Annotated in this window: 11 protein-coding genes; 7 read left to right on the forward strand and 4 right to left on the reverse strand. The window is 58.5% G+C overall.

Going from position 1 to position 12,279, the window contains the following annotated elements; translation table 11 throughout:
- Positions 1-89: 89 nt before the first annotated feature.
- The gene (locus ACZ5C3_RS06150; protein ID WP_464036088.1) at positions 90-1,751 is read right to left on the reverse strand and encodes an ABC transporter substrate-binding protein; all 1,662 of its coding nucleotides are present in this window, start codon (positions 1,749-1,751) and stop codon (positions 90-92) included.
- A 456-nt stretch (positions 1,752-2,207) separates the two neighbouring features.
- Between ACZ5C3_RS06150 and ACZ5C3_RS06155 the strand changes: the two genes are divergently transcribed.
- The 4 genes from ACZ5C3_RS06155 to hpxZ all read left to right on the forward strand — a co-directional run bounded on the left by ACZ5C3_RS06155 (position 2,208) and on the right by hpxZ (position 5,934).
- A complete protein-coding gene (locus ACZ5C3_RS06155; RefSeq protein ID WP_464036089.1) occupies positions 2,208-3,803 on the forward strand; it encodes an ABC transporter substrate-binding protein in 1,596 nt (531 codons plus the stop codon).
- Between the two features lie 146 nt (positions 3,804-3,949).
- Positions 3,950-4,132, forward strand: coding sequence for a DUF4089 domain-containing protein (locus ACZ5C3_RS06160; protein ID WP_464036091.1), 183 nt, complete (start codon positions 3,950-3,952; stop codon positions 4,130-4,132).
- 10 nt (positions 4,133-4,142) lie between these two features.
- Positions 4,143-5,537, forward strand: a complete 1,395-nt coding sequence (locus ACZ5C3_RS06165) for an AtzE family amidohydrolase (protein WP_464036093.1) — start codon at positions 4,143-4,145, stop codon at positions 5,535-5,537.
- A gap of 1 nt (position 5,538) precedes the next feature.
- The gene (gene hpxZ / locus ACZ5C3_RS06170) at positions 5,539-5,934 is read left to right on the forward strand and encodes an oxalurate catabolism protein HpxZ (protein ID WP_464036094.1); all 396 of its coding nucleotides are present in this window, start codon (positions 5,539-5,541) and stop codon (positions 5,932-5,934) included.
- Between the two features lie 83 nt (positions 5,935-6,017).
- Here hpxZ and atzF read toward each other — a convergent pair whose 3' ends face one another.
- Entirely contained in the window at positions 6,018-7,820 is a 1,803-nt protein-coding gene (atzF, locus tag ACZ5C3_RS06175) for an allophanate hydrolase (protein ID WP_464036096.1), read from the reverse strand.
- A gap of 6 nt (positions 7,821-7,826) precedes the next feature.
- Complete coding sequence (locus tag ACZ5C3_RS06180) at positions 7,827-9,074, reverse strand: amidohydrolase family protein (protein ID WP_464036097.1); 1,248 nt, start codon at positions 9,072-9,074, stop codon at positions 7,827-7,829.
- 153 nt (positions 9,075-9,227) lie between these two features.
- Between ACZ5C3_RS06180 and ACZ5C3_RS06185 the strand changes: the two genes are divergently transcribed.
- The gene (locus ACZ5C3_RS06185) at positions 9,228-9,647 is read left to right on the forward strand and encodes a nuclear transport factor 2 family protein (protein WP_464036099.1); all 420 of its coding nucleotides are present in this window, start codon (positions 9,228-9,230) and stop codon (positions 9,645-9,647) included.
- Here the strand turns inward: ACZ5C3_RS06185 and ACZ5C3_RS06190 are convergent, their stop codons facing one another.
- Entirely contained in the window at positions 9,648-10,418 is a 771-nt protein-coding gene (locus ACZ5C3_RS06190) for a GntR family transcriptional regulator (protein ID WP_464036101.1), read from the reverse strand.
- A 204-nt stretch (positions 10,419-10,622) separates the two neighbouring features.
- On the opposite strand from ACZ5C3_RS06190, the gene ACZ5C3_RS06195 reads away from it, so the two are divergent.
- Both ACZ5C3_RS06195 and ACZ5C3_RS06200 read left to right on the forward strand, forming a co-directional pair.
- Positions 10,623-11,495 carry an ABC transporter ATP-binding protein gene (locus ACZ5C3_RS06195; protein ID WP_464036103.1) on the forward strand — a complete coding sequence of 291 codons (873 nt, stop codon included), beginning with the start codon at positions 10,623-10,625 and terminating at the stop codon, positions 11,493-11,495.
- Positions 11,496-11,497: 2 nt separating this feature from the next.
- The gene (locus ACZ5C3_RS06200) at positions 11,498-12,274 is read left to right on the forward strand and encodes an ABC transporter permease (RefSeq protein ID WP_464038269.1); all 777 of its coding nucleotides are present in this window, start codon (positions 11,498-11,500) and stop codon (positions 12,272-12,274) included.
- Positions 12,275-12,279: the final 5 nt, after the last annotated feature.

Here is a 12,279-nt window from a genome sequence, read left to right on the forward strand (position 1 = left end):
TCGCCGGCATCATCGCCGTACTTGGAGCGATGATGCCGATTGATGTTGCAGCGGCGGGCAATCCGGTGTGTCCGCCGAGTGTTTCGAAATTATTGGATCGTCACTGGTGAGAAATCGACAAACCAGCTCTTCGGCTGCACGAGCCCCTTCACTTTCGGGCTCACTGCACGAGGGCCGACGTCGTGGGCAACGAACAGGAATGCGGCATCGTCCACGGAAGCAGCATGCAGCTCGGCAAGGGCCTTATCGCGCTCAGCCGGATCGAATGTCTGCCGGGCCTTCTTCACCAGTTCATCGAACTTGGGATTGTTGATGAAGCCCCAGTTGTTCGACACCGGCGGCGCCATCTGCGACTGGAGGAAGCGGACCATGGCGAAGAATGGATCCATCGCCGCATAGGTCACGTTGATCGCGTTCGTGCCGTTGGCGCTCGGATCTTTCACGCCGCGCCGCCAGTTGGTGAACAGCGTGTTCCATTCGATCACATCGAACTGAACGTCGAAGTAGCATTCCGCCAAAGCCTGCTGCAGATACTCGTTCATCGGCAACGGCAGCATCTGGCCCGAGCCTGAGGCCGAGGTCTGGATCTTCACGGAGAGCTTCTTGTTCGGACCAAAGCCAGCTTCCTGCATCAGCTTCTGCGCGGCGGGTAAGTCATACTTGATCTGGAATGTCGGATTGCCGCGCCACGGATGCCCTGGTTCGAAGGTCCCTGTTGCGGGGACCATGAGGCCAGCGAGCAATCCGTCTTTCAAACCATCACGATCGATGCAGAGATTGGCTGCCTTGCGCACGCGAATGTCGTTCCATGGCGAACCTTCGATGCGTGAGAACTGCCAGGGCCAGACGTGCGGTTGTTCGTTCTTGTAGATCTTGAAACCGCGCTGCGTGAGCTCTTTCACTGCGTCGGGTGCGGGCGCTTCGATCCAGTCCAACTGGCCCGACAGCAGTGCAGCGGTGCGTGCATTGGCTTCCGGCATGGGAAGCAGGACCATCTTGTCGGTCTTTGGTACGCGTGCCTTGTCCCAGTAGTTCTCGTTCTTCGCGAGCTCGAGGCGTTCACGCGGCGTGAACTTTGTCATCTTCCATGGGCCTGTGCCCGATGCGTCGCGCGCGAAGGCAGCCCACGCAGCTTGCGATTTTGCTTTGGCGTCCGCACCTTCAGCTGCGTCGTAGAGCTTCTGCCACTTGGTCGGGCTTGCCATGAACAGATTGGTCAAATTGATCGGCAGGAAGCTGTCGGGTTCCTTGGTGGTGAGTTCGACAGTCATGTCGTCGATCTTGCGCGCCGACACGAGCGTCGGCATGCGGGAGGCGGTCACGCCGACCTGACTTGCATCGTACTGTGGCGCATCGGTCTTCAGGACCTTCTCGACATTCCAGACCACAGCATCGGCATTGAACGGCGAACCGTCATGAAACGTGACGCCCGGTCGAAGCTTGAATGTCCACTTCGTCTTGTCATTCGCATCAACAGCCCATTCCGTTGCAAGACCTGGAATGACAACGCTAGCCTTCGTGTCGGACGACAAATCCCACATGGTCAGTGCGTCGTACATTGTCAGGCCGGTGAAGCGATTGCCCTCAAACCCCTGATCCGGCTGGCCGAGCGTGCGCGGAATGTCGGCCGCGGTCATGCCGATACGCAAAACGGTTTCGGCACTGGCAGAATGAGCCAGTGCTGCCGAGGCGATGGCCAATGCGAAGATGGCCGTCGCAGCACGCCATTTTGCAGACTTCACGATACGCATAAGATTCATTCCCTCTGAACTTCGATGGCTAAATCTTATGCAACGCCTGTGCCAATGGCCGCGTTGATCGCCTCTTTGTGCTGAGGGATGGTTACTCCATTGAAATCGATCGCATCCGGGTCATTTGCGCGCCGAATGGGAGAGCGATCGTCCGGCACGTGAACTCAATCGTGCATCACTGCTGCATATATAATGTGTCACCACTCCTCTGGCCTTGAGCCGTGGAACGCGTGTGCAACGTCTATTCGACGTGCTTATTTTGGAGGCAGTTTCGATGCTTAAAAGCGCGCCGTACTGATGCCGACAGCGGCCGCGCTGTCGTTTGCCTTAAGGATTGGCATATCAATCAGACAATTGTGAATGCTGGAGTCGTGCTTTCCCCGAGCTGACAGGGCTTGGCATCAACCTTGCAAACCAAGCTTCAACTGGTTCTTCCACCTTTGGAGCTGCTTTGAGATGAGTATTAAAAGTTCAATTGTTGTCGCGGCATTGGCGGCCATTTTGGGCGCAATCGTGCCCGCAAAGGCTGAGACGGTGGTGCGATACGGCATTTCAATGGCCGATATCCCGCTTACCACGGGGCAGCCCGATCGAGGGGCAGGCGCTTATCAATTTACCGGCTACACCATTTACGATCCGTTGGTCTCATGGGAGATGAATGTGGCCGACCGTCCGGGCAAACTGGTGCCCGGCCTCGCAACTGAGTGGAAGGTCGATCCGGCGGACAAGACGAAGTGGCACTTCACGCTGCGCAAAGGCGTCAAGTTCCATGACGGCAGCGACTTCAACGCCGACGCTGTGATCTGGAATCTCGACAAGGTTCTGAACGACAAGGCGCCGCAGTTCGACAAGCGACAGAGCGCACAGGTGAAGACGCGTCTTCCATCGGTTGCGAGCTACAAGAAGATCGACGACGACACCGTTGAGATCACGACGAAGACGGTGGACTCCTTCTTTCCATATCAGATGCTGTGGTTCCTGGTCTCAAGTCCGGCCCAGTATGAAAAGCTTGGCAAGGATTGGGACAAATTTGCGAGCCAGCCGTCCGGCACCGGTCCGTTCAAGCTAACCAAGCTTGTTCCGCGCGAATTGGCGGAGCTGACCAAGAACACTGACTATTGGGATAAGAAGCGAATTCCGCAGACGGACAAGCTTGTTCTCATTCCGATGCCGGAAGCGCTCACCCGTACCAATGCGCTTCTTGCAGGCCAGGTCGATCTGATCGAGACGCCCGCGCCGGACGCTGTGCCGCAGTTGAAAGCGGCGGGCATGAAGATCGTCGACAACATCACGCCTCACGTCTGGAATTATCATCTGAGCGTGTTGCCGGGCTCGCCCTGGACCGATGTTCGACTTCGCAAGGCGCTTAATCTCGCGATCGATCGTGAAGGTATCGTCGGGTTGATGAATGGTCTTGCGAAACCAGCGAAGGGCCAGGTTGACCCTTCAAGCCCATGGTTCGGTAAGCCAACCTTCGATATCAAATACGATCCGGCAGCTGCAAAGAAGCTGGTGCAAGAAGCTGGTTACTCGAAAGAGAAGCCGCTGAAGGCGACGTTCATCATCGCGCAGGGCGGCACCGGCCAGATGCTCTCACTGCCGATGAACGAATATCTGCAGCAGAGCTTCAAGGAAATCGGCATCGATGTCGACTTCAAGGTCGTCGAGTTGGAAACGCTCTATACCCACTGGCGCAAGGGAGCGGCTGATGAAATGAACGCGGGCATCACGGCGAACAATATCGCTTATGTGACGTCAGATCCGCTCTACGCCATCGTGCGCTTCTTTGCGTCCGACCAGATTGCGCCGGTCGGTGTGAACTGGGGCGGTTACAAGAACGAGAAGGTCGACGCGTTGATCAACGAAGCCAAGCAGACGTTTGATCCCGTCAAGCAGGACGAACTGATCGCGCAGGCCCATGCGCTCATCGTCGATGATGCGGCGCTTGTTTGGGTGGTTCACGACACCAACCCCCATGCACTGTCGCCCAAGGTCAAGAAGTTCGTCCAGGCGCAGCATTGGTTCCAGGACCTGACGACGATCGGTTTCTAATCCCGAGCGCGGCAACTTCGGGCGCGAGATTCATCTCGCGCCCGAGTTTTTGTCGGGACATAATAATTGAGCCTTTTGAAACTCTGAAATCCATGCGCCGCTTCGGCGCATCGATTGATCATCGCTGTTCACGAGAAGGACTATCCATGCCGACCGACCCACTGGACACTTATATCGACACCGTTGCCGAGGCGCTTGCGCTGCCGGTGGAGGAGGCCTGGAAGCCAGCCATTCGTGCGAACCTTGATGTCTCGCTGAAGATGGCGGGGATGGTGCAGGAATTCCCGCTGCCTGACGAAATCGAACCAGCCAGCATCTATCGGGTTTGAGGGTGGCAGCATGAATGATCTGGACTGGTCGTCCGCCTCTCGCATCGCAGAGGCAGTTTCGGGCAAGAAAGTGTCGGCGTTGGACGCGGTGAATGCTGTTCTCGCGCGGATTGAAAAGCACAACCCTGTGCTGAATGCATTTACTGATGTGCTTGCGGATCGTGCGCGCGCGAAGGCTACGAAGGTCGACAGCGCCATTGCACGCGGTGAAAAGCTTGGACCGCTCGCCGGTGTTCCGTTTGCAGTCAAAAATCTTTTTGATGTCGAAGGATTGTCGACCCGAGCAGGTTCGAAGATCAACCGTACGCGTGCGCCAGCATCCCGGGATGCAACCCTCGTTGAGAGGATGGAAGCCGCCGGCGGCATTCTTGTCGGCGCGTTGAACATGGGCGAATACGCCTATGACTTCACCGGTGAAAACATTCACGATGGGCCGTCGCGAAATCCTCACGATGTGACGCGCATGACGGGCGGTTCGTCCGGTGGTTCGGGCGGTGCGGTCGGCGGTGGGCTTGTGCCGCTGGCGCTGGGATCGGACACCAACGGATCAATCCGCGTGCCGGCATCGTTCTGCGGGGTGTTCGGTTTGAAGCCGACTTACGGCCGGCTGACACGCGCCCGGTCGTTTCCCTTCGTACCAAGCTTCGACCATCTGGGGCCATTCGCGCGAACAGTACGGGATCTCGCAATCGCCTATGACGCCATGCAGGGGCCTGATGTGGACGATGCCGCTTGCGTCGATCGACCGATTGAACCGGTGTCAGCGTCAATCGATCGTGGGATTGGCGATCTGCGGATTGCGCTCGCGGGCGGCTATTTCCAGAAGAATCTCTTCCCGGAGGCGAAGGAAGCCGTTGCTCGGATTGCGAAGGCTTTGTCGCTTGCACGGGAGGTTGAACTTCCGGAAGCCGCGCTGGCACGATCCGCTGCCTACGTGATCTCGACTTGCGAAGGCGCATCGCTGCATCTCGACCGGCTGCGCACGCAGCCCAACGATTTCGATCCAGCCGTCCGCGATCGTCTTTTGGCCGGTGCGATGATCCCGGCGCCGTTCGTGGATCGTGCGCAGAAGTTCCGTCGCTGGTACCGCGCGCAAGTGCTTGAGTTGTTTAAGTCGGTTGACGTGATTGTCGCCCCGGCGACGCCCTGCATTGCGCCGAATCTCGGGCAGACCACGTTTACGCTGGATGGCGTTGAGTTGCCGGTTCGGGCTAACATTGGCATCCATACACAACCGATCTCGTTCATCGGCCTGCCGGTTGTGGTCGTGCCGGTGCCTCTTGAGCCGATGCCGATCGGCGTTCAGATTATCGCCGCGCCATGGCGTGAAGATATCGCCTTGCGTGTCGCACACGCGCTCGAACAGACCGGTGCCGCTGTCGCACCGCGTCCGAAAGGATTTTGAAGTGGCTGTTGAAATTGATCCGCCGGATGTGGTTGCTGAAGTCAGCGCAGCCTTTGCGCGCTATGAAAAAGCGCTGACCACGAATGATGTCGCCACGCTTGATGAATTGTTCCGTAACGATCCGAAGACTCTTCGTTATGGGATCGGCGAGAATCTCTACGGCTACGACGCGATTGCGTCTTTTCGCTCTGGGCGAAGCCCCGTCGGACTAATGCGTCAGTTGGCGAAAACCGTGATTACCGCATACGGCAAGGACACCGCTGTCGCCTCGACGCTGTTCTACCGTGAGACGACGCCGGGCAAAGTCGGGCGGCAAATGCAGACGTGGGTGCGTTTTCCGGAGGGGTGGCGCATCGTTGCTGCCCACGTCAGCGTCATCGACGAACCCAAATCGTAAAGAATGAGACATCGCCCCGGCGCGATCCATCGGGATCGCCTGGGCGGTGCTTAATTGTGAGCGCTGCGAAGTCTCCGCTTGATTCAGGCCGGCTCTGCTGGCGCGGCCATGAAGGCACGCCAGCCGCCAAACGAGGTGATGTCGCGCGCACCCTGTACGGCGGTCGCTTCAACGAGGAAGCCTTTGGCCGCCGAGTCATCTGCCAATTTGACCGTACCGATGGAGAGCGGCGAGGGGATCGCGGCCACAAACTTGCCGAATGCCTCAACAGAGAGAGCCCAAACCTCGACGGCGATGGCGGCTCCCGTTCCCGGATCGACACGCAGCATACCCGGCTTGGGTGGGGTCGTGCCTTTCAAGGCATATAGCCGATAATCGGCTGATGTCGTCGTTGCTTGCAGCAGGCGACCGCCCAATTGAAGCAACTCGTGATTCAGCGCCATGCCGGACAGATGCGCGCCGACAGCGACGATCGCAACTTCGTTTGGAGTTTTCTCCTTCGACAGCGCGGCGAGCGGCGGCTGCGGAACAGCTTTCGCGCCCACAGCCATTTTTGTGTCGCTGTGGAAAGCACGGCCGATGCTGGCAAGCTTGGCGTCCTGATTTGCCGGCGCCAGCAATGTGATGCCGAATGGGATGCCGTCTGTCCGCATGGCCGCCGGAACGGCGAGACCGCAGAGATCCAGCAGATTGACGAAATTCGTGTAGGTGCCGAGGCGGCTGTTCAGTTCGATCGGATTGGCGAGCAGCTGATTGACCGTATAGGCGGTCGGGGCAGTCGGCAGCGCCATGACGTCGATGGCTTTGAATGTTTGCGCGCTGATCTGCCGTAGGGCTTCGAGGCGATAAAGCGCAGCGAATGTATCGGCTGCGCCGAGCTTTGCGCCTTTCAGTGTAATTTCGCGTGTCACCGGATGAACGGCATCCGGGTTCGATGCGAGCAGATCGCGGATCACCAGATAACGCTCGGCAACCCACGGTCCTTCATAGAGCAGCCTTGCGGTCTCGTAGAACGGCTCGAGGTCGAATTCGACCGGTGTTGCGCCCAGCGCGACGAGCCGCGCCACTGCGGCCTCATATTCTTTCTCTGCAATGGCATCACCGAAGAACAGCAATTGCCCCTTGCGCGGGATCCCGAGTTTCAATCCAGCGGGGAAGCCGGTGACGGCGCCGACCGAACGATGCCGCGAGAAGGGATCAGCCGCATCATATCCCGCCATGACGTTAAGGGCCGTCATCGCATCGTCGACCGTCAGCGAGAAGATCGACACGCAATCGAGCGTGCGGCAGGCGGGAAGAACGCCCGCGGTCGACATCAGGCCAAGGCTTGGCTTGAGCCCGACAATATTATTGAGCATCGCGGGGACGCGACCCGATCCCGCCGTATCGGTGCCGAGCGAGAGCGGCACCAGTCCGGCTGACACCGCAACGGCTGATCCTGAACTCGAGCCGCCCGGAACGAGCCCGTCGTGTACCGGGTTCTTCGGAATGCCGTACGGGGAGCGCACGCCGACAAGGCCGGTTGCGAACTGATCGAGATTTGTTTTGCCGATCACGATCGCGCCAGCCGCACGCAGTCGCGCGACGGTGTTGGCATCCTGCGTCGGTTGATAAGTGAAGGCCGGACAGGCGGCTGTGGTCGGCAGACCGGCAACGTCGATGTTGTCTTTGACCGCAACCGGAACGCCATACAACGGAAGGGCTGCAGCGTCTTTGCCCTTGAGTGCTTCGGCTTCCGCCACAGCCTCCGCTTCGTCACGCAAGGTGATGAAGATCGCCGGATCGCCATGGTCACGAATGCGCTGGAAGCTTCGCGCGACGGTCTTTGCTGGATCAGCGTTTCCGGCGCGATGCGCGGCGACAATATCGGCAATGGTCTCGGTCATCGGCGGTTATCCTTGTCGCATCGGTGCGAAAAGCGTTGCAGACGGGCGCGAGAACGTCTGGCGGCCATTCTTGAACCCGCAAACAATGTCAGGCAGCTCGGCGATCGCATTCTGGCTGCTTGTCGTGTTGAGCACGATCATGTCCGCCGGATTGCCGACGGCGATCCCGTAGTCCTTCAGGTTCATTAGTTTCGCCGGGTGCTTGGTGACCAGATCGAGGCAGGTCTCGAACTCGCTGACCCCTGCATGGGCGACATTGGCGTAAAAGTTTGCCATACGCAGCAGGGAGCAATCCCCGAACGGTGTGAACGGGTTCAGCACATTGTTGGTCGATACCGAGCAGAGCACGCCTTTGTCGATCAGCTTGTGGGCCGGCGTCAGGCCTCGGGGAGACTTGTGTGTGACGTCGCGCCCCATCAGATAAAGATCGGTCGCGGGAAGAACCGTCACCGCGACACCTGCCTGCGCAAGCCGGCTCGCGGCGGCGTCGAACGCGTCCGGCGGCAGAGCCGAGAGTTTGGACGCATGACCAATGGCAACGCGTCCTTGGTAGTTGCGTTTTTCCGATTGCCGGCAGACTTCTTCGAGATGCCACCAGGAGGGGTCGAGGTCGAAGTCGAGATGCAGGTCGACATCCACATCGAAGGCCTGCGCCAGATCGAACAGCTTTTCGATCTGAGCATTTGGATCGGTGTCCATATAAGGACATCCGCCGATCAGGTTGGCACCATCGCGTAGCGCTGCATCCAGAAGCTCTTCCGTTCCGGGATCGTTGGTCAGTCCTTCTTGCGGAAATGCACAGATCGATAGGTCCATCGCCCATGCATAGTCGCGTTTCAGCGCCTTGATCGCCTGAAAGCCACGCAAACCGATGCGCGGATCGATCTCCACATGGGTGCGCATGCGTGTGGTGCCCTGCGCGATAGCGCGTTCAATCACACGGGCGCCTCTTGCATAGATATCTTCAACCGTGAAATCCCGCTTCATAGCAGCGACAGCAGCGATGGCTTCGCTGACAGTGCCATGATCATGGCCGCAGCGCCCGAGAAGGCAGGCCTTGTCGAGATGGATATGGGTTTCCACGAAACCGGGCAGCACCAGTTGGCCCGCGGCATCGACCTCGACCGCTTCGCAAGCGAGGTGCGGCTCGATCGCGGCGATGCGGCCATCGCGCACGCCAATATCGACGGAATTGGGCAGACCGGGCAGAATGGCCCGGCGGAGGATCAGGTCAAAAGCGGTACGGGCTGTCATTGCGGGTAAGGCTGTTAGAGGTGGATCAAAGTAGCCCAAGAATGTCGCACCGGCAGCTCCAGATTGTGTGCAGTTTGTGCGCTGGATTGTCCAAAATATGTGCATGCAATCCGCGGGCGGATTTGTAAGCATTCACCAACTGAGGAGTTGACCATGTCCGTTGCCGCGCGAGCCGAAACACAAGCGATGTCCGATGCCGAGATTGTCGAGGCCTATCTCGAAGCCTCCATGATTCCAGATCCGGATCGTGCGGCGACATTCATGAAGCCCGACACCATCATCACCTTCACCGGCGGGCGCGACTTCGATCATCCACGCGGCCCGACCGGCTTCAACGCGCACCGTTATCGCTGGGTCAAAAAGAAGATGGATCGTTTTGACGTGTGCCCGGGTGCTGACGAGACGGTCGTCTATAGCGTTGGGACACTTTATGGCGAATGGCCTGATGGCACCCCGTTCGAAGGTAATCGCTATGTTGATCGCTTCGTGGTGAAAGACGGTCAGATCGTCAAGATGGATGTCTGGAACGATAGTGCCGAACGCATTCTGACGCAGCGCGGCATCAAGGCATAATTACTCTGCGGCGTCACGGATGCGCGTGATCTTGGTTTTCTTGTTGCCGTCTGCTCGTGTCTCGTCTTCGGTGTAGGGAGCGAGAATATCGATCAGATCTCGGCCGCGTTGCGGAGCGGGAGTCACAAGCGCCCGATTGGCCACGGAATCCAAATGGCTGTGCATCAGGCTCATGACCTTGGCCTCGTCGCCTCTTGCCAGAGCCGAGATGATGTTTCGGTGCTCGCTGATCGCGCATTCGGATGAGTGCGGGCGACTATAGAGTGACAGTGTGAGACAGCATCGGTACGCGACCTCGCTGACATAGCGAATCAGGATCGGGCTGTTCGTCATCTGGGCGAGGAGGATGTGAAACTCGGTCGCCAGCCGAATCGAAACCGCGTCCGAACCGTTGCGCGCAGCATCTTCCGCATCGACATGGGCTGTTAATGTTGCGACCTGGTTTTTCGTCAGCTTGCCCGCCAGCTGACGCACAACGAGGCGTTCAAGTTCGATGCGTATATCGAAAGCATCACGCGCTTCCTGCCAGCTTGGTGTCGCGACCACGGCAATGCGGTTGCGGCGCAGTTCGACAAGTCCTTCCGCCGCAAGCTGGCCGAGGGCATGGCGCGCGATGGTTCGGCTTACACCAAAGCGTTCACCAAGCGTGTCTTCCGGAAGCTTGGCGCCAGGCTCAAGCGCTTGTTCGATGATCGCCCGGCGCAGGGCACGACAGATCGTTCCGACTTTGTCGGAGGAGCCTGCATCTTTCTTGGCTGATTGCGGCGCCATTGGCGAATTCCGAGTGCCGACATTTAAGTGTCACGTCCTACCTATCATGGCTGCCGCATAAATCAGCGCCTCAATTGCATGCACTTTGGCGGCGCAATTGCACAAAATAAAATCGATGCAAGATCGCGGATTTCACGTCGCCATTGGTTCTGCGGCGATTTCTGTCTGGCATTCGGCTTGCATACACTTCCCGGTATGAGCCGCATGCAAGCAAATCTTCGATTGAGTTCTGACGACAGTCTTACGCCTGCGGTGCATCCATTGGATGCGCCCATCGCGATTGAACTGTCGGGTGCATCCGTCACGTTCGGCCGCGGTGCGAAAGCCGTGCCTGCGTTGTCCGAGACGACGTTGCGTATTCCTGATGGAGAGTTTGTCGCGCTTGTCGGTCCGTCCGGATGCGGTAAATCGACAATTCTGAAATTGGTTAGCGGCCTGGTGCAGCCGTCAACCGGCGTTGTGGTGGTCGGTGGCCGGGAAGTGGCCGCGAAAGCGTTGCGCGTCGGGATGGCGTTTCAAAATCCGACCATGCTGCCATGGATGACGATCGAGCAGAACATCATGTTGCCGCTCAAGATTGTCGAGCCGTTCCGATCGCAGTTCAGAAAACTTCGCAAGACTGAATATCGCGACAAAGCCCACGCCTTGCTGGAGCAGGTCGGCCTCAAGGGATTTGGGGCGCGCTTCCCATGGCAGTTGTCGGGCGGAATGCTTCAGCGCGCCAATCTTTGCAGGGCGCTGATCCATGATCCGCGCATGCTGCTGCTCGATGAGCCGTTTGGCGCGCTTGATCAGTTCACCCGCGAAGAGCTCTGGTCAATTCTTCAGCAGCTCTGGATGACGCATAAACCCACGGTGCTGCTTGTAACCCACGATTTGCGTGAAGCCGGATTTCTGGCGAGCCGCATCTGCGTGATGAGCGCGCGGCCGGGACGCGTTCTCGACGACAGCCAGGTCGAATTCAGCCGTCCGCGGACGGTCGCGATGACCTTCGAGCCGGACTTCGTCGCGCTCAATCAACGTCTGCGTGAGCTCATCGTCGATGCGCGAACGGCGACAGCGGAAGGAAAGGTGTGACCATGCCGGAGTTCAACATTCGCCAGAAGGCGTGGTCGGCGGGCTTGATCATCCTGTTCTTCGTGGGCTGGGAGCTGTTCTGTCTGCTGACTGGGATGTCGGACCTTGTATTGCCGCGGCCTTCACAGGTCATGACGACTTTGGTCGTGCGCTTTCCCGTGTTGTGGCCTCACATCGTTCAGACGTTAGCGACGACCATGGTCGGCTTTGTACTGGGCGTCGCTCTTGGTGTCGTGCTGGGTGCGTTCATCGGTGCGTCGAGAGTTGCTTATGACACCTTTTATCCGTTGCTCATTGGGTTTTCCTCAATTCCGAAAGTCGCCGTAGTTCCCATTTTCGTTCTCTGGTTCGGCTCGGGAACGGTGCCGGCTGTTCTGACGGCGTTGTCGATCTGCTTCTTTCCCATCGTCGTAAATATCGCGACAGGTCTCGCGACGACCGAACCCGAACTGGAGGATGTGCTCAAGGCACTCGGCGCCAGCAAGTTCGATATCCTTTGGAATGTCGGTCTGCCGCGCACCATGCCGTTCTTCTTCGCATCGCTAAAGGTTGCGATCAGCTACGCCTTTGTCGGTGCAGTCCTCTCTGAAACCGTGGCGTCGAACCGCGGCATCGGCAACGTGATGATGACGGCGTCATCGAACTTCGATGTGCCGCTCGTATTCGCCGGGCTTTTCATTCTCGCCGTACTTGGCGTCATCCTCTACGTCGCGTTCTCGCTGATCGAAGGGCAGGTCACGGGCTGGGCGACGCGGAAAAACGATCTGGTTGCAACATGAGCACC

It is taken from the genome of Afipia dichlorophenoxyacetatis, from assembly GCF_055386385.1.

Excerpts from the sequence above, each read along its gene's own strand:
- ACZ5C3_RS06185 (WP_464036099.1), top strand. The coding sequence starts at position 9,228 with ATGTCCGTTGCCGCGCGAGCCGAAACACAAGCGATGTCCGATGCCGAG.
- ACZ5C3_RS06180 (WP_464036097.1), bottom strand. The coding sequence starts at position 9,074 with ATGACAGCCCGTACCGCTTTTGACCTGATCCTCCGCCGGGCCATTCTG.
- ACZ5C3_RS06195 (WP_464036103.1), top strand. The coding sequence starts at position 10,623 with ATGCAAGCAAATCTTCGATTGAGTTCTGACGACAGTCTTACGCCTGCG.
- ACZ5C3_RS06190 (WP_464036101.1), bottom strand. The coding sequence starts at position 10,418 with ATGGCGCCGCAATCAGCCAAGAAAGATGCAGGCTCCTCCGACAAAGTC.
- ACZ5C3_RS06155 (WP_464036089.1), top strand. The coding sequence starts at position 2,208 with ATGAGTATTAAAAGTTCAATTGTTGTCGCGGCATTGGCGGCCATTTTG.
- ACZ5C3_RS06160 (WP_464036091.1), top strand. The coding sequence starts at position 3,950 with ATGCCGACCGACCCACTGGACACTTATATCGACACCGTTGCCGAGGCG.
- ACZ5C3_RS06165 (WP_464036093.1), top strand. The coding sequence starts at position 4,143 with ATGAATGATCTGGACTGGTCGTCCGCCTCTCGCATCGCAGAGGCAGTT.
- atzF (WP_464036096.1), bottom strand. The coding sequence starts at position 7,820 with ATGACCGAGACCATTGCCGATATTGTCGCCGCGCATCGCGCCGGAAAC.
- ACZ5C3_RS06200 (WP_464038269.1), top strand. The coding sequence starts at position 11,498 with ATGCCGGAGTTCAACATTCGCCAGAAGGCGTGGTCGGCGGGCTTGATC.
- ACZ5C3_RS06150 (WP_464036088.1), bottom strand. The coding sequence starts at position 1,751 with ATGCGTATCGTGAAGTCTGCAAAATGGCGTGCTGCGACGGCCATCTTC.